This window comes from Pseudomonas vranovensis DSM 16006 (genome assembly GCF_000425805.1).
Taxonomy (GTDB): domain Bacteria; phylum Pseudomonadota; class Gammaproteobacteria; order Pseudomonadales; family Pseudomonadaceae; genus Aquipseudomonas; species Aquipseudomonas vranovensis.
The window spans coordinates 569,350-590,687 of record NZ_AUED01000002.1; the positions used below are offsets into that span (position 1 = coordinate 569,350).

Annotated in this window: 25 protein-coding genes; 18 read left to right on the plus strand and 7 right to left on the minus strand. The window is 61.0% G+C overall.

The window, feature by feature from the left end; all coding sequences use genetic code 11:
- Positions 1 to 56 precede the first annotated feature (56 nt).
- On the plus strand, positions 57 to 278 hold the full coding sequence (locus H621_RS0106585; protein WP_028942611.1) for a DUF1161 domain-containing protein: 222 nt from the start codon (positions 57 to 59) through the stop codon (positions 276 to 278).
- A 66-nt stretch (positions 279 to 344) separates the two neighbouring features.
- Here H621_RS0106585 and H621_RS0106590 read toward each other — a convergent pair whose 3' ends face one another.
- On the minus strand, positions 345 to 1,349 hold the full coding sequence (locus H621_RS0106590) for an LLM class flavin-dependent oxidoreductase (protein ID WP_028942612.1): 1,005 nt from the start codon (positions 1,347 to 1,349) through the stop codon (positions 345 to 347).
- Between the two features lie 183 nt (positions 1,350 to 1,532).
- Here H621_RS0106590 and H621_RS0106595 point away from each other — a divergent pair, with 183 nt between their 5' ends.
- Both H621_RS0106595 and H621_RS0106600 read left to right on the plus strand, forming a co-directional pair.
- A complete protein-coding gene (locus H621_RS0106595; RefSeq protein WP_028942613.1) occupies positions 1,533 to 1,958 on the plus strand; it encodes an OsmC family protein in 426 nt (141 codons plus the stop codon).
- Positions 1,959 to 2,031: 73 nt separating this feature from the next.
- The gene (locus H621_RS0106600) at positions 2,032 to 2,265 is read left to right on the plus strand and encodes a DUF1161 domain-containing protein (protein ID WP_028942614.1); all 234 of its coding nucleotides are present in this window, start codon (positions 2,032 to 2,034) and stop codon (positions 2,263 to 2,265) included.
- 3 nt (positions 2,266 to 2,268) lie between these two features.
- On the opposite strand, the gene H621_RS0106605 is transcribed toward H621_RS0106600, so the two are convergent.
- Together H621_RS0106605 and H621_RS0106610 are read right to left on the minus strand one after the other, a co-directional pair.
- Positions 2,269 to 2,682, minus strand: coding sequence for a PA0061/PA0062 family lipoprotein (locus H621_RS0106605; protein ID WP_028942615.1), 414 nt, complete (start codon positions 2,680 to 2,682; stop codon positions 2,269 to 2,271).
- A 53-nt stretch (positions 2,683 to 2,735) separates the two neighbouring features.
- Positions 2,736 to 3,149 (minus strand): PA0061/PA0062 family lipoprotein, encoded by a 414-nt coding sequence (locus H621_RS0106610; protein ID WP_028942616.1) that lies wholly within the window; start codon positions 3,147 to 3,149, stop codon positions 2,736 to 2,738.
- Positions 3,150 to 3,217: 68 nt separating this feature from the next.
- Here H621_RS0106610 and H621_RS26960 point away from each other — a divergent pair, with 68 nt between their 5' ends.
- The gene (locus tag H621_RS26960; protein WP_156905600.1) at positions 3,218 to 4,339 is read left to right on the plus strand and encodes an aminopeptidase; all 1,122 of its coding nucleotides are present in this window, start codon (positions 3,218 to 3,220) and stop codon (positions 4,337 to 4,339) included.
- Positions 4,340 to 4,344: 5 nt separating this feature from the next.
- Here H621_RS26960 and H621_RS0106620 read toward each other — a convergent pair whose 3' ends face one another.
- Together H621_RS0106620 and H621_RS0106625 are read right to left on the minus strand one after the other, a co-directional pair.
- Positions 4,345 to 4,995 carry an HAD family hydrolase gene (locus tag H621_RS0106620; RefSeq protein WP_028942617.1) on the minus strand — a complete coding sequence of 217 codons (651 nt, stop codon included), beginning with the start codon at positions 4,993 to 4,995 and terminating at the stop codon, positions 4,345 to 4,347.
- A gap of 29 nt (positions 4,996 to 5,024) precedes the next feature.
- Positions 5,025 to 5,573, minus strand: coding sequence for a gamma carbonic anhydrase family protein (locus H621_RS0106625; RefSeq protein WP_028942618.1), 549 nt, complete (start codon positions 5,571 to 5,573; stop codon positions 5,025 to 5,027).
- 91 nt (positions 5,574 to 5,664) lie between these two features.
- Here H621_RS0106625 and prlC point away from each other — a divergent pair, with 91 nt between their 5' ends.
- The 5 genes from prlC (at position 5,665) to H621_RS0106650 (ending at position 11,818) form a co-directional block, all read left to right on the plus strand.
- Positions 5,665 to 7,716: an oligopeptidase A gene (gene prlC / locus H621_RS0106630; RefSeq protein ID WP_028942619.1), complete on the plus strand. Its 2,052-nt coding sequence runs from the start codon at positions 5,665 to 5,667 to the stop codon at positions 7,714 to 7,716.
- Positions 7,713 to 7,994: a YheV family putative zinc ribbon protein gene (locus tag H621_RS0106635; protein WP_028942620.1), complete on the plus strand. Its 282-nt coding sequence runs from the start codon at positions 7,713 to 7,715 to the stop codon at positions 7,992 to 7,994. The genes prlC and H621_RS0106635 overlap by 4 nt, the downstream gene beginning before the upstream one ends.
- A 76-nt stretch (positions 7,995 to 8,070) precedes the next feature.
- A complete protein-coding gene (locus tag H621_RS0106640; RefSeq protein ID WP_028942621.1) occupies positions 8,071 to 9,132 on the plus strand; it encodes a PA0069 family radical SAM protein in 1,062 nt (353 codons plus the stop codon).
- A 246-nt stretch (positions 9,133 to 9,378) separates the two neighbouring features.
- Complete coding sequence (locus tag H621_RS0106645; RefSeq protein ID WP_028942622.1) at positions 9,379 to 10,098, plus strand: carbonic anhydrase; 720 nt, start codon at positions 9,379 to 9,381, stop codon at positions 10,096 to 10,098.
- Positions 10,099 to 10,285: 187 nt separating this feature from the next.
- Positions 10,286 to 11,818 (plus strand): SulP family inorganic anion transporter, encoded by a 1,533-nt coding sequence (locus H621_RS0106650; protein WP_028942623.1) that lies wholly within the window; start codon positions 10,286 to 10,288, stop codon positions 11,816 to 11,818.
- A gap of 56 nt (positions 11,819 to 11,874) precedes the next feature.
- Here H621_RS0106650 and H621_RS0106655 read toward each other — a convergent pair whose 3' ends face one another.
- Positions 11,875 to 12,522 (minus strand): hypothetical protein, encoded by a 648-nt coding sequence (locus H621_RS0106655; RefSeq protein ID WP_028942624.1) that lies wholly within the window; start codon positions 12,520 to 12,522, stop codon positions 11,875 to 11,877.
- A gap of 369 nt (positions 12,523 to 12,891) precedes the next feature.
- Between H621_RS0106655 and coxB the strand changes: the two genes are divergently transcribed.
- From coxB to H621_RS0106675, 4 genes are read left to right on the plus strand one after another with little or no spacing between them, the layout of a single operon-like run.
- The gene (gene coxB / locus H621_RS0106660) at positions 12,892 to 14,019 is read left to right on the plus strand and encodes a cytochrome c oxidase subunit II (RefSeq protein WP_028942625.1); all 1,128 of its coding nucleotides are present in this window, start codon (positions 12,892 to 12,894) and stop codon (positions 14,017 to 14,019) included.
- A 52-nt stretch (positions 14,020 to 14,071) separates the two neighbouring features.
- Positions 14,072 to 15,661: a cytochrome c oxidase subunit I gene (gene ctaD, locus H621_RS0106665; RefSeq protein ID WP_028942626.1), complete on the plus strand. Its 1,590-nt coding sequence runs from the start codon at positions 14,072 to 14,074 to the stop codon at positions 15,659 to 15,661.
- A 25-nt stretch (positions 15,662 to 15,686) separates the two neighbouring features.
- Complete coding sequence (locus H621_RS0106670) at positions 15,687 to 16,256, plus strand: cytochrome c oxidase assembly protein (RefSeq protein WP_028942627.1); 570 nt, start codon at positions 15,687 to 15,689, stop codon at positions 16,254 to 16,256.
- A 12-nt stretch (positions 16,257 to 16,268) separates the two neighbouring features.
- Positions 16,269 to 17,156, plus strand: a complete 888-nt coding sequence (locus H621_RS0106675; protein WP_028942628.1) for a cytochrome c oxidase subunit 3 — start codon at positions 16,269 to 16,271, stop codon at positions 17,154 to 17,156.
- Between the two features lie 6 nt (positions 17,157 to 17,162).
- Here the strand turns inward: H621_RS0106675 and H621_RS0106680 are convergent, their stop codons facing one another.
- A complete protein-coding gene (locus H621_RS0106680; protein ID WP_028942629.1) occupies positions 17,163 to 17,366 on the minus strand; it encodes a twin transmembrane helix small protein in 204 nt (67 codons plus the stop codon).
- A gap of 63 nt (positions 17,367 to 17,429) precedes the next feature.
- Here H621_RS0106680 and H621_RS0106685 point away from each other — a divergent pair, with 63 nt between their 5' ends.
- The 5 genes from H621_RS0106685 to H621_RS0106705 are packed head-to-tail and all read left to right on the plus strand — an operon-like array spanning position 17,430 to position 21,334.
- Positions 17,430 to 18,170, plus strand: a complete 741-nt coding sequence (locus H621_RS0106685; RefSeq protein ID WP_028942630.1) for an SURF1 family protein — start codon at positions 17,430 to 17,432, stop codon at positions 18,168 to 18,170.
- Positions 18,136 to 18,729 carry a hypothetical protein gene (locus H621_RS0106690; protein WP_028942631.1) on the plus strand — a complete coding sequence of 198 codons (594 nt, stop codon included), beginning with the start codon at positions 18,136 to 18,138 and terminating at the stop codon, positions 18,727 to 18,729. Before H621_RS0106685 ends, H621_RS0106690 begins: the two co-directional genes overlap by 35 nt.
- Positions 18,730 to 18,738: 9 nt before the next feature.
- Positions 18,739 to 19,821, plus strand: a complete 1,083-nt coding sequence (locus tag H621_RS0106695) for a COX15/CtaA family protein (RefSeq protein WP_028942632.1) — start codon at positions 18,739 to 18,741, stop codon at positions 19,819 to 19,821.
- Positions 19,806 to 20,705 (plus strand): heme o synthase, encoded by a 900-nt coding sequence (cyoE, locus tag H621_RS0106700; RefSeq protein ID WP_028942633.1) that lies wholly within the window; start codon positions 19,806 to 19,808, stop codon positions 20,703 to 20,705. The genes H621_RS0106695 and cyoE overlap by 16 nt, the downstream gene beginning before the upstream one ends.
- Positions 20,702 to 21,334 (plus strand): SCO family protein, encoded by a 633-nt coding sequence (locus tag H621_RS0106705; RefSeq protein WP_028942634.1) that lies wholly within the window; start codon positions 20,702 to 20,704, stop codon positions 21,332 to 21,334. Before cyoE ends, H621_RS0106705 begins: the two co-directional genes overlap by 4 nt.
- Positions 21,335 to 21,338 lie beyond the last annotated feature (4 nt).

The window sequence follows — 21,338 nt, forward strand, 5'->3', positions numbered from 1 at the left end:
GGCCGGACGTGCGCCGGCGCCCCTCTCTACTTTGATCTGAACAAGGAAAGCGATCGATGAAGAAGTTGGTAGTTGCACTGGGACTGATGACGCTGGCAGGCACTGCGCTGGCTGCGGGCAAGCCCTGTGAAGAATTGAAGAGCGAAATAGCCGCCAAGATCGATGCCAAGGGCGTCAGTGGTTATTCACTGGAAATCGTCGACAAGGGCACTGCCGCTGGCGGCAAGGTCGTGGGTACCTGCGAAGGCGGGACCAAGGAAATCGTCTATAAACGTTGAATGCATCGCGGGGCAAGCCCGCTCCCACAATGGTTATGGGAGCGGGCTTGCCCCGCGATCAGTTCCTCAATCGCCCTGCATCACCTGCGCCAGCAGCTCGTAGGACCGGATCCGGTCCGCATGTTCATACACATCGCAGGTAAAGATCAGCTCATCGGCCTGGGTCTGCTCCAGCAGCACTTCCAGCTTGGCGCGGATCTTCTGCGGCCCGCCGACCATCGCCAGTCCCAGGAAACTCCCGACCGCCTCACGTTCATGAGGCAGCCACAAGCCGTCCATGGTCTGCACGGGCGGACGCTGCACCAGGCTCTGGCCGCGCATCAGGGCGAGGATGCGCTGGTATACCGAGGTCGCCAGGTAATCGGCCTGCTCGTCGGTATCGGCGGCGACCAAGGGCACCCCCAGCATCACATACGGCTTGTCGAGCACCGCCGAGGGCTGGAAATGGTCACGGTAAATGCGGATGGCCTCGTGCACGTAACGCGGGGCGAAATGTGAGGCAAAGGCATAGGGCAGCCCGCGCATACCGGCCAACTGGGCGCTGAACAGGCTCGAACCCAGCAGCCAGATCGGCACTTGGGTGCCATAGCCTGGCACCGCGATGACTTTCTGGTCCGGGGTGCGTGGCCCAAGGTAGCGCACCAGCTCTTCTACATCATCGGGAAAGTCGTCGGCGCTTCCGGAGCGCTCGCGGCGCAATGCGCGGGCGGTCATCTGGTCAGAACCGGGCGCGCGGCCAAGCCCCAGGTCGATTCGCCCGGGGTAGAGGCTTTCAAGGGTACCGAACTGTTCGGCGATCACCAGCGGTGCATGGTTGGGCAGCATCACGCCGCCCGCGCCGACGCGTAGGGTCGAGGTGCCACCGGCCAGGTAGCCGAGCAGTACTGCCGTTGCCGAGCTGGCGATGCCGTCCATGTTGTGGTGTTCAGCGACCCAGAAACGGTTGTAGCCGAACTTCTCCACATGCTGCGCCAGGTCCAGCGAATTGCGCAGGGACTGGGCCGGACCGGCGTCTGCGCGAACTGGAACCAGATCGAGGGCGGAAAATTTGGTGTCTGCAAGTCGCGTCATGGGCTGCTGAGCCTCCTGGGCAGTCGTGCGGCCGGCAGTACGCCAGGGCCTTTACTTCTCTGTATGGGCAGATCCCGAGGAATCAATGCCTGGGGTGAAATCGGGCTGAACTTGGCCGCACGGGGGGCCTCTGAACTTTAGGCAGCGCATCAACCCGCGCCGTTCCAACACCCAGGAGGCAGTATGAAAAAGACAGCATCAGCCATTTGGCAAGGCGGCCTGAAGGATGGCAAAGGCCTGCTCTCTACCGAAAGTGGCGCGCTCAAGCAGAACCCTTATGGGTTCAACACACGTTTCGAAGACCAACCAGGCACCAACCCGGAAGAGTTGATTGGCGCAGCTCATGCCGGCTGTTTTTCCATGGCCCTGTCGATGATGCTGGGTGAGGCGGGCTTTACGCCTGATCGCATCGACACCATCGCCGAGGTGACGCTCGATAAAAAGGACGATGGCTTTGCTATCACGGCTGTACACCTGATCCTCAAGGCCAAGGTCCCCGGCGCCAGCCAGGCGCAGTTTCTTGAGGTGGCCAACAAGGCCAAGGCCGGTTGTCCGGTGTCCAAAGTGCTCAATGCGACCATCAGCCTGGATGCCACCTTGGTGGGTTAAGTCAGAACCGGGGCGCGCTTCTTGTGGTCAAATGAGCGTCGGCAAACTATTTGCCGCCACAAGGAGCTGTCCCATGATTCGTGTCGCAATCGCTGTGCTGGCGTCATTGCTGGCGACTACCGCACTGGCTGCGCCCAAACCCTGCGAAGAACTCAAGGCCGAGATCGAGGCGAAGATCCAGGCCCGCGGGGTAACGTCCTATACCCTGGAAATCGTGCGTAACGACGAAGTCCATGACCAGAACATGGTGGTGGGCAGTTGCGACGGTGGCACCAAGAAGATCATCTACCAGAAAAATGATCGCTAGGCGTCAGGGGATGCAGAAGATGTCGTTGTCTTCTTCGGCAACGACTTTGCGCTGCGGGTCATAGAGATAGGCGCTCGGCTGCATGGCCGGCGCCCGGGCTTCGAGGCGGTAGCGTTTGCCGGCTTCGAAATGGTCGTAGCGCACTTTCAGGTAGCAGGTGCGGTCGACCGGATCGACCGAGAAACCACCGGCATACACCTCGTAGTCGAAACGCACGGTCAGCTCGTGCTTGCCGGGGGTGACCTGGAAAAAACGCCCGTCGCTCAGGCGCTCGCCGTCCAGGCGGTCGGCCATCAGCAGTTTGCCGGGTGTCATGGTGTAGAGGTCGACCCAGGCTTGCTTGTTATCGACTGGGGGCAAGGGGCTGGCGCAAGCCCCCAGGGTACTGAGGGCAATCAGCATCATTGGCTGGCGCATGGCAAACTCCCGCTTGCAAGCTACAAAGCACAAGCATAGCGCCATTCGCACTATCAGGTACGCTGGCAGCCCGCCGGTAGCCCTTTGCTCACCAATTTACCTTCGCCATCGAACAGCCTTGCCCAGGGTCGGAAACCAATACTGCCGGCTTCCAGGTGATAGCGCTGCCCGGCATTGAAATCCTTGTATTTCACGTTCAACTGGCAGTCGCGCCACAGCGTTTCGCTGGCTGGCCCGATATTGCTCGGTGTGACCGGGAACAGGTAACGCACGGTCAGCTCGTGGCTGCCCGGTGGTACTTCAAAATAGCGTTTGTCGGCCCAGTCGCGATCGTCCACTTGCACGGCATGCAGGGCTTCGTCCGGGCTCGGCGCGAGGTCGATCCAGGCCTGGTTGGGATCGGGGGCAGGCAGACCGGCACAGCCGGACAACAGCACAAAACCGCTAACGACAAGCAGTGTACGCATGGCAAAACTCCAGCCGGGCAAGATAGTCTTTAAGCGGATAAACCCTTGAGCGAGAAGACGGGACGCGGATGCTTCGACTATTTCTTTTGTTGCGCTCAAGTCACCGGGCACTCGACCGCATTTTTCGCTGTTTGGTTCCCCTGTCGCTGGGCGTTCTGCTGAACGGTTGTATCAGTGTCAGCTACTACGGGCAGCTGGCCAGTGGCCAATGGCAACTATTGCAGGCACGCCAGCCAGTCGCGGATGTGGTGGCTGATCCCGCCACCGCCCCGCAGCTACGCGAGCATCTGTTGCAGGCCGAACACGCCCGGGCGTTTGCCAGTTCACACCTCAAGCTGCCGGATAACCGCAGTTATCGGGTGTATGCCGACCTCAAGCGTCCCTTCGTGGTCTGGAACGTGTTCGCCACTCCGGAATTTTCCCTCGACCCGCAAACTCATTGCTTTCCGATTGCCGGGTGCGTCGCCTATCGCGGCTTTTACAGCCAGGGCGCGGCGCGGGGTGCGGCGGCGTTGCAGAAGCAGCAAGGGCTGGATGTGTACATCGGTGGTGTGGAGGCGTACTCGACCCTGGGCTGGTTCGATGACCCCATTCTCAACACCATGTTGCGCTGGGGGGATGAGCGCCTGGCCACGGTGATCTTCCACGAACTGGCGCACCAGCGGTTCTATGTCGCAGACGACACGGCGTTCAATGAATCCTTTGCCACGTTCGTCGAGCAGGAAGGCACCCGCCAGTGGCGCGCGGCTCGCGGTTTGCCAGCGCAAAAACAGAGCGAGAACGTGCAGCGCGACCAGTTTGTCGAGTTGGTGCTGGCCAGCCGGGAGCGGCTCAAAGCGCTGTATGCCGCACCACTGACCGCGCCTGCCATGCGAGCGGGAAAGCAGGCTGAGTTCGAGCGTTTGCGCCGGGAATACCGGGTGCTGCGCGATACCCAGTGGAAGGGTGTGGGGCGGTATGACGCCTGGATCGATGCACCGATGAACAATGCCAAGTTGCTGCCGTTCGGTTTGTACGATCAATGGGTGCCGGCGTTTGCGGGGTTGTTTGCCGAGGTGGGTGCAGATTGGCAGGCGTTTTATGAGCGAGTCGAGGCGCTGGGGCGATTGCCTTTGGTGCAGCGTCGGCAAGCCTTGGAAAGTATCGCGGGGCAAGCTCGCTCCGATGCGAGCGGGCTTGCCCCGCGATGACATCTTCAGCCTCGCACAAATGCCCGGTGCAGCTCACCCAACGTGGCAAAGTGATAAGCCGGTTGCTCCGCCGTCAGTTCTTCGTGGCTGCCAAACCCATACCCCACGGCGACTGCCTGCAGGCCATTGCTGCGAGCCCCGATCAGGTCGTGCTTGCGGTCGCCGATCATCAGGGTCTGCGCCGGGTCCAGTGACTCTTCGGCCAGCAGGTGGGCAATCAGCTCGACCTTGTTGGTCCGGGTGCCATCGAGTTCGCTGCCGTAGATCACCTTGAAGTGATGATCGAATTCAAAGTGGCGGGCGATTTCACGGGCGAACTCCCATGGCTTGGAGGTGGCGATGTACAGCGTCCTGCCCTGCCCGTTCAGGGCTTCGAGCAGTTCGTTGACGCCGTCGAATACCCGGTTCTCATAGAGCCCCGTTACCTTGAAGCGCTCGCGGTAGAAGTTCACAGCCTCCCAGGCCTTGGCCTCATCGAAGCTGTAGAACTGCATGAAGGCTTGCAGCAACGGCGGGCCGATGAAGTGTTCCAGGCGCGCCAGGTCGGGCTCGTCGATGCCGAGCTTGGCCAGGGCGTACTGAATCGAACGGGTGATGCCCAGGCGCGGGTCGGTCAGGGTGCCGTCGAGGTCGAAGAGGATGTTTTGCTGGTGCATGGCAATCTCGGTAAGGGCGTCAGGCAGGTTTACTCAGGCAGGTGGTAGCCTTCGGCCAGGTGCTGGTCCTTGAGTTTGACGTAGTTGCTGGCGCTGTAGGGGAAGAATGCCCGCTCCTTTTCGGTCAGGGCCCGGGCCTGTTTGACCGGGCTGCCGACGTACAGAAAGCCGCTTTCCAGCCGCTTGCCCGGCGGCACCAGGCTACCGGCGCCAATGATTACGTCGTCTTCGACCACAGCGCCATCCATGATGGTACTGCCCATACCTACCAGGATCCGGTTGCCCAGCGTGCAGCCGTGCAGCATGACTTTGTGACCAATGGTTACTTCGTCACCGATCAGCAGAGGGAAACCATCGGGGTTGAAGGGCCCGGCATGGGTGATGTGCAGCACGCTGCCGTCCTGCACGCTGGTGCGCGCACCGATGCGGATACGGTGCATATCGCCGCGGACCACGGTCAGTGGCCACACCGAGCTGTCAGCACCGATCTCGACATCACCCAGCACCACCGCGCTGCGGTCGACAAAGGCGCGTTCGCCCAGACGGGGGGTGTGGTTCTGGAAGCTGCGGATGGCCATGATAGGAGTTCTCTTTGGTATTGATAGGGCTGCGGTCGGCGTCGATTGTAATTAAGATGGTCCGGTGTTTCTTCTGCCAAGGTGTTTAACCGTGAGTGCGACCAACCCGCTACTGCAGTCTTATGACTTGCCGCCCTTCTCGGCAATCCGTGCCGAGCATGTGCAGCCGGCGATTGAACAGATCCTGGCCGACAACCGTACCGCGATTGCCCAGATTCTCAAGACCCAGGGCCAGCAGCCAAGCTGGGCTGGCCTGATCCTGGCCATGGACGAGCTCAACGACCGGCTGGGCGCCGCCTGGAGTCCGGTCAGCCACCTCAATGCCGTGTGCAACAGCGCCGAACTGCGCGAGGCCTATGAGGCCTGCCTGCCGGCATTGAGCGCCTACGCCACCGAAATGGGCCAGAACCGCGAGCTGTTCCAGGCCTATGAGGCACTGATTGCCAGCCCCGAAGCGGCAGGCTTCGATGTGGCCCAAAAGACTATTCTCGAACATGCCCTGCGTGACTTCCGCCTGTCGGGTATCGACCTGCCGGCCGATCAGCAGCAGCGTTATGCCGAAGTGCAGAGCAAGCTCAGCGAGCTGGGCAGCCGCTTCTCCAACCAGTTGCTCGATGCCACCCAGGCCTGGACCAAGCACGTCACCGACGAAGCCGCCCTCGCCGGCCTGACAGATTCGGCCAAGGCGCAAATGGCCGCTGCCGCTCAGGCCAAGGGCCTTGAGGGTTGGTTGATCAGCCTGGAGTTCCCGAGCTACTACGCGGTGATGACCTACGCCGAGGACCGCGCCCTGCGCGAAGAAATCTACGCCGCCTACTGCACCCGTGCCTCCGACCAGGGCCCCAATGCCGGCCAGTTCGACAACGGCCCGGTGATGCGCGAAATCCTCGACTTGCGCCAGGAACTGGCCGAGCTGCTCGGTTATGCCAACTATGCCGAGCTGAGCCTGGCCACCAAGATGGCCGAATCCAGTGATCAGGTACTGAGCTTCCTGCGAGACCTGGCCAAGCGCAGCAAGCCGTTCGCGGTGCAGGACCTGGCTCAGCTCAAGGCCTATGCCGCCGAACAGGGCTGCGCAGACCTGCAAAGCTGGGACAGTGGTTTCTACGGTGAAAAACTGCGCGAGCAGCGCTACAGCGTTTCCCAGGAAACCCTGCGCGCCTACTTCCCGATCGACAAGGTGCTGTCCGGGTTGTTCGCCATCGTCCAGCGCCTCTACGGCATCGAGATTGCCGAACTGAAAGGCTTCGACACCTGGCACCCGGATGTTCGCCTGTTCGAGATCAAGGAGCACGGTCAGCATGTGGGCCGCTTCTTCTTCGACCTTTATGCCCGCGCCAACAAGCGTGGCGGTGCCTGGATGGACGGCGCGCGCGATCGTCGTCGCGCCGCAGACGGCCAACTGCAAAGCCCGGTGGCCAACCTGGTGTGCAACTTCACCCCTGCCGCGCCTGGCAAGCCGGCGCTGCTGACCCACGACGAAGTCACCACCCTGTTCCACGAGTTCGGTCATGGCCTGCACCACCTGCTGACCCGCATCGAGCACGCCGGTGTTTCCGGCATCAACGGCGTGGCCTGGGATGCCGTGGAGCTGCCGAGCCAGTTCATGGAAAACTGGTGCTGGGAGCCTGATGGCCTGGCGCTGATTTCCGGTCACTACGAAACCGGTGCGCCGCTGCCTCAGGACCTGCTGGAGAAGATGCTGGCGGCGAAGAACTTCCAGTCCGGCCTGATGATGGTTCGCCAGCTGGAGTTCTCGCTGTTCGACTTCGAACTGCATGCCAGCCAGGGTGATGGTCGCAGTGTGCTGGAGGTGCTTGAAGGCATCCGCGACGAGGTATCGGTCATGCGCCCACCGGCGTACAACCGCTTCCCCAACAGCTTTGCGCATATCTTCGCCGGTGGTTACGCGGCTGGTTACTACAGCTATAAGTGGGCTGAAGTGCTCTCGGCCGATGCCTTCTCGCGGTTTGAAGAAGAAGGTGTGCTCAATGCCGACACCGGTCGTGCCTTCCGCGAAGCGATTCTCGCCCGTGGTGGCTCCCAGGAACCGATGCTGCTGTTCGTCGACTTCCGTGGCCGTGAGCCGTCAATCGATGCACTCTTGCGCCATTGTGGCCTGAGTGAGGAAGTGGCGGCATGAGTGATGCGCCCGTGATCAAGACGAAAAAACGCTTTATCGCCGGGGCTGTCTGCCCGGCGTGCAGCGAGCCGGACAAACTCATGATGTGGAGCGAAGACAGCGTTCCGCACCGCGAGTGCGTGGCCTGTGGGTTCTCCGACACGCTCAACGAGCAGGGGTTGTCGGTGCCCAAGGAACTGGGGACCCGGGTCAACAAGGTCGAGCCAAAGCCGGCAGAGGCCAAGGTACAGACGGTGCAGTTCTTCCCCAATCCGAAGCTGAAGAAGCCAGCCGAGTAAGGCGCGCGCCCGGCGGTACTGGCATCGCACAAACGCCCCGTGTACTGTATATAAAAACAGTTCTCGGGGCGTTTTCATGTCTATTCCTCAAGGCCCGGTGCGGGGCCGTGGCACCACGAGCAATCCGCATAACCGCTTTGCCCCGAACCGTTCGGTGGCCGAGGACGATGGCTGGTATCAGGAAGTGCCCCTTACCCAGGGCACCGAAGTGCGGATCGAAACCGCCAAGACCATCATCACCCGCAACAACTCGCCTGACCTGCCCTTCGACCGCTCGATCAACCCTTATCGAGGTTGTGAGCACGGCTGCATCTACTGCTATGCGCGGCCCAGCCATGCCTATTGGGACCTGTCGCCCGGGTTGGACTTTGAAACCAAGTTGATCGCCAAGACCAACGCGGCGGCGGTGCTCGAACAGCAATTGAGCAAGCCAGGCTATGTGTGCGCACCGATCAACCTGGGCTCCAATACCGATCCCTACCAACCCATCGAGCGTGAACAGAAGCTCACCCGACGGCTGCTGGAGGTACTGCTGCGTTATCGCCACCCGGTCACCATCGTGACCAAGGGCTCGCTGATCCTGCGCGACCTCGATCTACTGGCCGAGCTGGCCCAGCAACGGCTGGTGGCGGTGATGATCAGCCTCACTACCCTGGATGATGAGCTCAAGCGCACCCTGGAACCCCGCGCCGCAGCACCCAAGGCTCGACTGCGGGCCATCCGTGTACTCAGTCAGGCGGGCATTCCGGTTGGCGTACTGTGCTCACCCATGATCCCGATGATCAACGACAGCGAGCTTGAGCACCTGCTCGAGGCGGCCAAGGCGGCCGGCGCGCTCAGTGCCGCCTACATGATGTTGCGCCTGCCCCTGGAAGTAGCGCCGCTGTTTGAACAATGGCTGCAGGACCATTACCCGCAGCGTGCCACGCATGTGTTGAGTCTGATCCGCCAAAGCCGTGGCGGCGAGCTCTACGACAGTCGTTTCGGTGCTCGCATGCGTGGTGAGGGTGTGTTTGCCGAGTTGTTGGCGCAACGCTTCAGCAAGGCGCTTCGTCGGTTGGGGCTCAACCGACGCGAGGGCTATGCCCTTGATTGCAGTGCGTTTTGTCCGCCAGGTGGGCAGATGTCGTTACTGTGAAAACAATAATGGGTATTGGCCATTAATGTTTTTTTGATACTATCTACTGCACTTGTTTCATGGTCTGGAACGCCTGTTCTAGAGCCTCCGAATTCAGTTTGAGTTAAGTTTCGCCGAGTAGCGTAGGAATTCAGCCAACGATTTAAGTGATTATTGGCTGGCACTTGTCATCTAAATGCCATGTGCTGTTCCAATCATCAACCCGGTAAAATGGACTTAACCTAAAACCGTCAAAGAGGATGAAACATGCCCGTAAAGGACCCATCCAAGGCTGTCCCGGAAGTGCCTGCCGAGAGTGCCGATGCCGCCCTGAAGCATATCGTCGATGGCTTTCTGCGGTTTCACCATGACGTATTTCCTGAGCAACAAGAGCTGTTCAAGAAGCTCGCCACCGCGCAGACGCCCCGTGCGATGTTCATCACCTGTGCCGACTCACGCATCGTACCTGAGCTGATCACCCAGAGCTCACCGGGCGATCTGTTCGTCACGCGTAACGTCGGTAACGTCGTGCCGCCCTACGGGCAGATGAACGGCGGCGTTTCGACCGCCATCGAATATGCCGTCCTGGCGCTGGGTGTACACCACATCATCATTTGCGGCCACTCCGACTGTGGCGCCATGCGCGCGGTGCTCAACCCCAACAGCCTGGAGAAGATGCCGACGGTCAAAGCCTGGCTGCGCCATGCCGAAGTGGCCCGCACCGTGGTTGAAGACAACTGCTCGTGCGGCAGCGAGCACGAAAGCATGCAAGTGCTGACCAAGGAAAACGTCATTGCCCAGCTGCACCACCTGCGTACACACCCTTCGGTAGCCTCGCGCCTGGCGGCTGGCCAGTTGTATATCCATGGCTGGATCTATGACATCGAAACCAGTCAGATTGAAGCGTACGACGCCGCCAGCGACAGTTTCCTGCCCCTGGCCGCAGGCCAGCCAATTCCCTGCGCTACGCCTAGAGGTCGCTACTAAGCGTCCCTGAAACTCCCGCAACACGCTGATTGACGGCCGCACCCGACGGGTGCGGCCTGGTCATCGGCTGCCTTGAATTCCCCTGATTGTCTGCCGGCTCGCCTGGCGGTTTGCGCCTGCACGTCTGTCAGGGGTGTGCCATCGGCCATTGGAATGGCTGTGAAACGAAAAAAGAAGGAGTGACACGGTGAACAAGACACAAGTCAAAGCGGCCTTGCCGCGTGAGTTGCTGGCCTCGGTGGTGGTGTTTCTGGTGGCCCTGCCGTTGTGCATGGGCATCGCCATTGCTTCCGGCATGCCGCCGGCCAAAGGCCTGATCACAGGAATCATCGGCGGCATTGTGGTGGGCTGGCTGGCCGGCTCGCCCTTGCAGGTCAGCGGCCCGGCTGCAGGCCTTGCGGTATTGGTATTCGAGTTGGTGCGCCAGCATGGCGTGGCCATGCTGGGTCCCATCCTGCTGCTGGCCGGATTGCTGCAGTTGCTGGCCGGGCGCTTACGCCTGGGCTGCTGGTTTCGGGTAACGGCGCCGGCAGTGGTTTACGGCATGCTGGCCGGCATTGGCGTGTTGATTGTGCTATCCCAGGTACATGTGATGTTCGACAGTGCGCCGCAGCCGTCGGGGCTTGCCAATCTGATGGGGTTTCCCGCCACGGTGCAAAAGGCACTGCCGCTTGAAACGGCGGGCAATGGCTGGCAAGCCGGTGCATTGGGGCTGGGTACCATTGCCGTGATGTGGGGCTGGGAGCGTATGCGGCCGCACGCTTTGCGTTTTGTGCCAGGGGCCTTGCTTGGCGTTGCCCTGATGACCGCAATCTGCATCTGGTTGATGCTGCCGGTGAACCGGGTGCAGGTGCCGGCTGACTTGAGCCAGGCCATCGACTGGTTGCGTCCGGCCGACCTGCTCAATCTTGCTGATCCCAATCTTTTGATTGCCGCCTTTGCCCTGGCCTTCATCGCCAGTGCCGAAACCTTGCTGTCGGCGGCGGCGGTGGATCGGATGCACAACGGTCAACGCTCGGATTTTGACCGAGAATTATCCGCCCAGGGTATGGGCAATATGCTCTGCGGGGTCTTGGGTGCGTTGCCGATGACCGGCGTGATTGTACGCAGCTCAGCCAACGTACAGGCCGGTGCGCGCACCCGGATTTCAGCGATTCTGCATGGGGTGTGGTTGCTGGCATTTGTGGTAGTGCTCAGCAGCGTGCTGCAGCAGATACCGGTGGCGAGCCTGGCGGGTGTGCTGGTTTACACCGGGTTCAAATTGGTCGACTTCAAGGCGTTTCGCGGTTTGGGCCGATATGGCCGGATGCCGATGTTCACTTATGCCGCGACGGCGCTGGCGATCATCTTCACTGACCTGTTGACGGGAGTGCTGCTTGGGTTTGCTCTGACACTTCTCAAGCTGGCGTTCAAGGCGGCGCGTCTGAAGATCAGCGTGGTCAGCCTCGACACACCGGGACATCTGGAACTCAGGTTGAGCGGTGCGGCGACCTTCCTCAAGGTGCCGGCCCTGGCCCAGGCGCTCGAAGGCATTCCGTCCGGCACCACGCTGCATGTGCCGTTGGCCAACCTCAGCTACATCGACCATTCATGCCTCGAACTGCTCGAGGACTGGGGGCGGGCCAATGCTGGCAATGGCTCGAGGTTGGTGATCGAGCAGCGTCGCCTGAAGCGGCGGGTGGAAGGGCGGGTGCGCACGACAGCGGGACTGGGGGCCTGATTCAGGTGATCGGGGGCAAGCTGCTTGTAGCCGCTTGCCCCGCTATTGCTAACACATCAGGCCGACTGATCCAGCTCCAGCCCTACGCCCAGTTGGCGCGACAAGCATGGCCAGCGCTTCCATGCGGCGCCGGTTGCCGGGCTGCTGAGTTTGTCGCGGTACTGCTCCACCGACTCCAGTGCGAAGCTCTCTTCATTGAGCATTTCGTCTACCGAGTGGTGTACCACTTCATCGAGCTGGTTGGCGAATTCTTCACCGATCAGTTGGTGGGCGATCAGGTTGGCCACGGTAGTGTCCAGCGGGATCAGCGGTTGATTGAAGTGCTTGATGTACAGGTCGTTCACTTCTTCCACCAAGCGATGCGCCAGGTAGGCTTCGTCCAGCAGACATCCCAGGCCCAGGTGGGTATTGGTGATGGCAGGCGGTTGCAGGAAATATTGCTCGGCGATTTTCAGCACCGGCTTGATCTGCGATTCGATACCGGCCTCGCGGGCAACGGAATTGGCAGCTTCCAGCATTTCTGGAACCTGCTCGATGTAAGCGCCGACGAAGCGGGTCAATGCACCTTGAGCGTCGATTTCAGGCAACTGGATCGAGGGGTGCAGGTGTGGCAATTGTTGGACGAGTTGCTCTTTCAGTTGGCCGGTTTCGGTCTCATGTTGATGGGCACGGGTGATCTGCTCGCGCAAAGCGGCGATGTTCATGACAGCTCCAGGGTAAAGGCGTGACAAACGGAAGACACTAAGTTAGCTCTATTCTGCAATCGACTAAGACGTATTTGGCATAACCCGAAGCCACTTATATTCTGCGATTATATCGAAATGCCATCATTGTGCCGTACGCCAGGCAGTCCGCGGGCTGGCGCGCAAACGTTCAACCTGTTCCCTTTGATTTCCCGCGTCGCGTTGCGTGGTCGAAGTCGCTGTCTATACTCCGGTTTGAAAGTGATTCGCTGATGAGGCCCGACTGCAGTTCGCAGGGGCTCGGTCGTCGAAGTTCGCAGTCTTGGCCGCCGTACCCTTAGCCGTAGGTCCACGCCTCCGGGATAACAAGAACGATAAGGGGAACCCGCAATGATGCGACATCCACATGTCTGGATGGGCCTCCTGTTGTGGTCGGTATTCGGTCAGGCCAACGCCGCCTGGACCGTGAACATGGCGCCAGGGGCGACTGAAGTCAGCAACGCAGTGTTCGACCTGCACATGACCATCTTCTGGATCTGCGTGATCATTGGCCTGGTGGTCTTTGGCGCGATGTTCTGGTCGATGATCATTCACCGTCGTTCGACCGGCCAGCAACCTGCGCATTTTCACGAACACACTTGGGTCGAGATCATGTGGACGGTGGTGCCGTTCCTGATCCTGGTGGCCATGGCCATTCCAGCGACCAAGACCCTGATTGATATCTACGATGCCAGTGAGTCGGATATCGATATCCAGGTCACCGGCTACCAGTGGAAGTGGCACTACAAATACCTGGGCCAGGACGTCGAGTTTTTCAGCAACCTGGCCACCCCCGCCGACCAGATCCACAACAAAGCCCCCAAGGACGAGCATTACCTGCTCGAAGTCGACCAGCCGCTGGTGCTGCCGGTCGGGGCCAAGGTGCGCTTTCTGGTGACTGCCGCCGACGTTATTCATTCCTGGTGGGTACCGGCCTTCGCGGTCAAGCGCGACGCCATCCCGGGCTTCGTCAACGAGGCCTGGACTCGGGTCGAGAAGCCTGGCATCTACCGTGGCCAATGCACTGAACTGTGCGGCAAGGATCACGGCTTCATGCCAGTGGTGGTCGAGGTCAAGTCCAAGGCCGACTACGACACCTGGCTCGGCGAGCGCAAGGCAGAAGCCGCCAAGCTCAAGGAGCTGACCAGCAAGGAATGGACGCTGCAGGAGCTGGTCGAGCGTGGTGACAAGGTCTACCACACCACCTGCGTGGCCTGTCACCAGGCCGAAGGCCAGGGCCTGCCGCCGATGTTTCCGGCTCTCAAGGGATCGAAAATTGCCACCGGGCCCAAGGAAGATCACCTGGGCATTGTCTTCCATGGCAAGCCGGGCACCGCCATGGCCGCCTTCGGCAAGCAACTGTCGGAAGTGGATATCGCCGCGGTTGTGACCTACGAACGTAACGCCTGGGGCAACAACAAGGGCGACATGGTCACGCCAAAAGATGTGCTGGCGCTCAAGCAGGCAGAAAGCAAATGAGCCGGCTTGACGCGTGTACCCGCACCAGCCACTGGACTGCAGGAGACAGGACATGAGCGCAGTGATCGACGACCACAGCCACGGTCATGACCACGCCCACGGACCGGCCAAGGGCCTGATGCGTTGGGTGCTGACCACCAACCATAAAGACATCGGCACGATGTACCTGTGGTTCAGCTTCATCGCCTTCCTGCTCGGCGGCTCGTTCGCCATGGTGATCCGCGCCGAGTTGTTCCAACCGGGCCTGCAGATCGTGCAGCCGGAATTCTTCAACCAGATGACCACCATGCATGGCCTGGTGATGGTGTTCGGTGCGGTGATGCCGGCGTTTGTCGGCCTGGCCAACTGGATGATTCCGTTGATGATCGGCGCGCCCGACATGGCCCTGCCGCGAATGAACAACTTCAGCTTCTGGTTGTTGCCGGCGGCCTTCCTGCTGCTGGTCTCGACCTTGTTCATGCCGGGCGGCGGGCCGAACTTCGGCTGGACCTTCTACGCGCCGCTGTCGACTACCTACGCACCGGAAAGCGTGACCTTCTTTATATTCGCCATCCACCTGATGGGCATCAGTTCGATCATGGGCGCGATCAACGTGATCGCCACCATCCTCAACCTGCGTGCCCCGGGCATGACCTTGATGAAGATGCCACTGTTCGTCTGGACCTGGCTGATCACTGCCTTCTTGCTGATTGCAGTGATGCCGGTACTGGCCGGAGTGGTGACCATGATGCTGATGGACATCCACTTCGGTACCAGTTTCTTCAGTGCCGCCGGCGGCGGTGACCCGGTACTGTTCCAGCACGTGTTCTGGTTCTTCGGCCACCCCGAGGTGTACATCATGATCCTGCCGGCGTTCGGCGCGGTCAGTTCGATCATCCCGGCGTTCTCGCGCAAGCCGCTGTTCGGCTACACCTCGATGGTCTACGCCACCGGCGCGATCGCGTTTCTTTCCTTTATTGTCTGGGCGCACCACATGTTCGTGGTGGGTATTCCGGTGGTCGGCGAGCTGTTCTTCATGTACGCCACCATGCTGATCGCGGTGCCCACCGGGGTGAAAGTGTTCAACTGGGTCAGCACCATGTGGGAAGGCTCGCTGACCTTCGAGACGCCGATGCTGTTCGCCATCGCTTTCGTCATCCTGTTCACCATCGGCGGATTCTCCGGACTGATGCTGGCCATCGCCCCGGCGGACTTCCAGTACCACGACACCTACTTCGTGGTTGCCCATTTCCACTACGTCCTGGTGCCTGGAGCAATCTTCGGCATCTTTGCCTCGGCTTACTATTGGCTGCCGAAGTGGACCGGGCACATGTATGACGAGACCTTGGGCAAGCTGCACTTCTGGCTGTCGTTCATCGGTATGAACCTGGCGTTCTTCCCGATGCACTTCGTTGGCCTGGCGGGCATGCCGCGGCGGATTCCCGACTACAACCTGCAGTTCGCCGATTTCAATATGGTCTCCTCGATTGGTGCCTTCACCTTTGGCGCCACGCAGATTTTCTTCCTGTTCATCGTGATCAAGTGCATCCGTGGCGGCAAACCTGCACCGGCCAAACCCTGGGATGGTGCCGAAGGCCTGGAATGGTCGGTGCCATCGCCAGCGCCCTATCACACCTTCCAGACACCACCGGAAGTGAAATGAACGGCCAGGGCCGAAGGAGAGAGTCATGAGTGAAGGTGCTTCGCTCAAGCGCCTGGTCATACGGCTGATGCTGTTGACCGTGGTGATGTTTGCCTTCGGCTTTGCCCTGGTGCCGATCTACGACGTGATGTGCAAGGCCTTCGGCATCAACGGCAAGACCGGTGGGCAGTACGAGGGAACGCAGGTCAGTGATCCGAACCGCACGGTGAAGGTGCAGTTCATGTCGACCAATGCCAGCGACATGGTCTGGGAGTTCCATTCCACCGCCGACCAGATCGACGTCAATCCCGGCGCGGTCAACCAGATGGTGTTCATTGCCCGCAACCCGACCGACAGACCCATGAGCGCCCAGGCCATCCCCAGCATAACCCCGGCCGAGGCGGCGGCGTACTTCCACAAGACCGAATGCTTCTGCTTTACCCAGCAGGTGCTGCAACCGGGAGAGCGTATCGAGATGCCGGTGCGCTTCATCGTCGACCGCGACCTGCCCAAGGATGTGAAACATCTGACGCTTGCTTACACGTTGTTCGATATCACCGCTCGCCACCCGCCGGTTGCACAACTGGCGGGCCAGGACGCACAGGGCGCCCGATAAGGAGAACACTCAATGGCTTCGCATGAGCACTATTACGTACCGGCGCAAAGCAAGTGGCCGATCATTGCCACCATCGGCATGTTCATCACGGTATTTGGCCTGGGCACCTGGTTCAACGACCTCAAAGCCGGGCGACCTGACTCTCATGGGCCGTGGATCTTCTTTCTGGGGGCGTTGTGCCTGGCCTACATGATGTTCGGCTGGTTCGGTGCGGTCATCAAAGAGAGCCGCGCCGGGCTCTACAGTCCGCAGCTGGACCGCTCGTTCCGCTGGGGCATGTCATGGTTCATCTTCTCCGAGGTGATGTTCTTCATCGCCTTTTTTGGTGCCTTGTTCTATGTGCGTACCCTGGCCGGGCCGTGGCTGGGTGGGGAAGGCGCCAAAGGCGTGGCGCACATGCTCTGGCCGAACTTCGAGTTCGCCTGGCCGTTGCTCAATACGCCCGACCCGAAACTCTTTCCGCCACCCAAGGACATCATCGACCCTTGGCACCTGCCACTGATCAACACCATCCTGCTGGTCAGCTCCAGTGTCACCGTGACCATTGCCCACCACGCCTTGCGCAAGAACCACCGTGGCCCGCTCACGTTCTGGCTGGCGTTGACCATCGCCCTCGGCGTGGCCTTTTTGATCCTGCAGGCCTACGAGTATCACGAGGCTTATACCGAACTGGGTCTGACGCTGGGCTCGGGTATCTATGGGGCGACCTTCTTCATGCTCACAGGGTTTCATGGCGCGCACGTGACCATGGGCACGTTGATCCTGTTCGTGATGCTGATGCGGATCATGCGTGGGCATTTCAATGCCGACAAACACTTCGGCTTCGAGGCGGCCAGTTGGTACTGGCACTTCGTGGATGTGGTCTGGGTGGGGCTGTTTATCTTCGTGTACGTGCTGTAGTGCCGGTTAGAACGGTGCGTGAGATACCAACTGGCCGCTGTAGAAGCCCCAGGTAATCAGCGCCAGGGTCAGCGCAGCGAGGGTGACCCGCACCGTCAGGGCTTTGAGCAGACGCGTGGAGTGTCCGTCGTCCTTGACCAGAAAGAACAGGCCACTGAACAAGCTGGCGATGGTGGCCAGCAGCATCAGGACAATCGCGGCTTTAAGCATGGCGAAACTCCGGGGGGATGCATTGATGACCTTAAGTATAGCGATTGACCATGGGGTGAACGGGTGAAGCCATTTCGCCCGGGCTGGGTGCCGACCCTGGTGGTGCTGATGCTGCTGCCTGGCTTGATTGCGCTGGGTTGCTGGCAACTGGGCCGCGCCGAGCAGAAGCGCGCGCTGCTCGTCAGCTATGCCGAACGGCAGGCCAGTGAGCCCTTGGGCGTTGCGCAAGTGTCGCAGTTGCAGGACCCGGCCTATCGTCGGGTGCATCTGTTCGGCCATTTCGATACCCACCATAGCCTGTTGCTCGACAACCGCATGCGTGACGGCCAGGTCGGCGTCGAATTGCTGCAACCCTTTCTCGATCAGGCCAGTGGCCAGTGGCTGTTGGTCAACCGCGGCTGGCTGCCCTGGCCGGACCGACGCAATTCCGTGCAGTTCACTACGCCGGAGCAAACCCTGAGCCTGGATGCCTGGGTGTACGTCGCGCCCGGCGCCACGTTCCAGTTGCACGCGGACCCCGAGGGCGGCGACTGGCCGCGCTTGCTGACGGCCATCGATGCGGCTCAACTGTGGTCGCAGCTGGGGCGCGAAGGCTTTGCTCATGAACTGCGCCTGGAACCGGGCCCGGCCAGCTATCGACTGGACTGGCCAGTGGTCGCCATGGGCCCGGAAAAACACCTGGGCTACGCAGTGCAGTGGTTTGCCCTGGCGTTGGCCCTGGTGCTGCTCTACCTCTACTTCGGCTGGCATAACAACAAGGAGAAACAGCATGGGAGTCGTCACGAGTCCACTCAACATGTCTGAAGGCAAGACGCCGTCAGGACGCGCCCGTGGGCGCCTGCAACTGATCCTTATCCTGCTGGTGGTGATCGGTCCGATGCTGCTCGCCACCGGCATGTACAAGTTCCAGTTCTGGGTGCCGGACAGCCGCAGCTATCACGGCGAAATGATCGGCAACGGCCAGAGCCGTGCCGACCTTGGGGTGAGCGCCGACGAGCAGCGCTGGCAGCTGCTGGTCAGTGCGCCCAAGAGCTGCGGCCTGGACTGCCAGCAACTGGTGTACCTGGCGCGGCAGATCCAGATCGGCCTGGGCCGTGATGCCAGTCGTGCCAGCCATGCCCTGGCCACTGCGCAGCCGGTGAGTACCGACTATCAAGCCCGACTCGAGCGTGAATACCCGCAGCTGCAGCGTTATTCGCTGGACCTGGGCAAATACGGCGTGCCCAGCCAGGGCAAGCAGGATGCTCAATTGTGGATCGTCGACCCCCACGGCAACCTGGTGCTGCGCTATGACGCCAGGGTCAAGGGCAAGGACCTGCTCAACGACCTGCGCCACCTGCTGAAACTGTCCAATATCGGGTAGGACTTCACCATGGCCAGACCTGGATTTCGCCTCGCTGTGTTCGCCACCTTGCTGGCACTGGTGGTCGTTCTGCTCGGTGCCTACACCCGCCTCACCCATGCCGGCCTGGGTTGCCCCGACTGGCCTGGTTGCTATGGCTTTATCAGCGTGCCCAAGACCGAGGCGCAGCTCGCTCATGCCGAGTTGCACTTCCCGGACACGCCAGTGGAAGCCCACAAGGGTCGCAACGAGATGGTCCACCGCTACTTTGCCGGCACGCTGGCGCTGGTGATTACCTTGCTCGCCTGGCAAGCCTGGCGCCGTCATGGACGCGAGGGACAACCTTATCGCCTGCCTTTGATGCTGCTGGGCGTGGTATTCGCCCAAGCGGCCTTCGGCATGTGGACGGTGACGCTCAAGCTGTGGCCGCAGGTGGTCACGGCGCATCTATTAGGGGGCTTTGCGACGTTGAGCCTGCTGTTTTTGCTGAGCCTGCGCCTGTCGCGGGCCTTCCCGCCCTTGCCCAGGCTCCCCTTGAGCGTGCGGCGGATCGCGGCCTTGGCCTTGCTGGTGGTGATCGGGCAGATCGCCCTGGGTGGCTGGGTGAGTGCCAACTACGCGGCAGTAGCCTGTATCGATCTGCCCACCTGCCACGGCCAGTGGTGGCCGCAGGCGGATTTCGCCAACGGCTTCCACCTGACCCAGCACATCGGCCCCAACTACCTGGGCGGGCAACTGGACAGTGATGCACGCACCGCCATTCATATCAGCCACCGCCTGGGCGCATTGATGGTCACCTGCGTGCTGTTGCTGCTGAGCTGGAAACTGCACCGTCACGGCCTGAGCAAGTTGGCGCGGCTGGTTCTGCTGGCGCTGGCCGTGCAGATTGGCCTGGGTATCAGCAATGTGCTGTTCCACCTGCCGCTTGCGGTCGCCGTGGCCCATAACGCAGGGGGCGCCATGTTGTTGTTGAGCATGGTGCTGGTCAATTACCGCATTCGCGTAGTGGCCAGGGCCAAGGCGCGCCGGGTAAGCCAGGGCTGGCGCCTGACGCCGCTTAACACGGGCGGTGTGGTTCATTATCTGGGAGATAACGCATGGCGACGCTTCTGAGTGAGCGCAGACTGCAGGCAGGCTGGCGCGACTACCTGGAGCTGACCAAGCCCAAGGTGGTGGTACTGATGTTGATCACCTCAATGGTGGGCATGTTCCTCGCCACCCGCGCCGGCGTACCGTGGACGGTGCTGCTGTTTGGCAACCTGGGCATCGCCTGCTGCGCCGGTGCGGCAGCAGCGGTGAATCATGTGGTCGACCGGCGCATCGATGCCTTGATGGCCCGTACCCATAAAAGGCCCCTGGTCGAAGGACGGGTAGCGCCCGCTGCGGCGCTGATCTTTGCCTTGCTGCTGGCGCTGTCGGGCATGGCCTTGCTGCTGGTATTCACCAACGCCCTCACCGCCTGGCTGACACTGGCCTCGTTGCTGGGCTACGCGGTGATCTATACCGGCTTTCTGAAACGTGCCACGCCGCAGAATATCGTCATCGGCGGCCTGGCCGGGGCGGCGCCACCACTGTTGGGCTGGGTAGCGATCAGCGGGCACATCAGTGCCGAGCCATTGCTGCTGGTGCTGATCATCTTTGCCTGGACCCCGCCACACTTCTGGGCCCTGGCCATCCACCGCAAGGAAGAGTACGCCAAGGCGGATATCCCGATGCTGCCGGTGACCCACGGCGAGCACTACACCAAAGTGCATATCCTGCTGTATACCCTGGTGCTGCTGGCGGTCAGCCTGCTGCCCTTTGTCATTCACATGAGCGGTTTGCTGTACCTGGCCTGCGCCGTGGTGCTGGGCGCGCGCTTCCTGCAATGGGCCTGGGTGTTGTACCGTGGCAGCCGGCCGCACGCGGCGATCAAGACCTTCAAGTACTCTATCTGGTACCTGTTCCTGCTGTTCATCGCGCTGCTTGTAGATCACTACCTACTGTTGAACCTATGACTCGAACCCAGAAAACCGTCTTCATCCTCGTTGCCCTGGTCGCCGTGATCCTCGGGCTTACCGTCAACAAGGTGCTCAATGGCCGCAGCGAGGGCAACCCCACCGAGCTGATCGACGCCGGCATCATTTTGCTGCCGCAAAGCCGCACCGTACCGAGCCTGGAGATGACCGACGAGAAGGGTCAGGCCGTGGCGGTGGATGAGCTCAAGGACAAGTGGTCGCTGCTGTTTTTCGGCTACACCTTCTGCCCGGACATCTGCCCGACCACCCTCGCCCAGTTGCGCCAGGTGAAAAGCGAATTGCCCAAGGAAGCGGCCGATCGGTTGCAGGTCATTTTGGTCAGCGTTGACCCCAACCGCGACACGCCGACGCAGTTGCAGCAGTACCTGGGCTATTTCGACAAGGATTTCCGTGGCCTGACCGGCTCACTGGAAAACATTCAGAAACTGGCCAACGCGGTGAGCATTCCGTTCATTCCGGCCGATACCAGCAAGCCGAACTACACGGTCGATCACAGCGGCAACCTGGCGGTGATCGGGCCGGATGGCAAGCAGCGCGGGTTCATTCGTGCGCCGTTCAACAACCAGAAGCTGGTTGCTCAGTTGCCTGGCTTGGTTAAGCGGGACTAAAAAA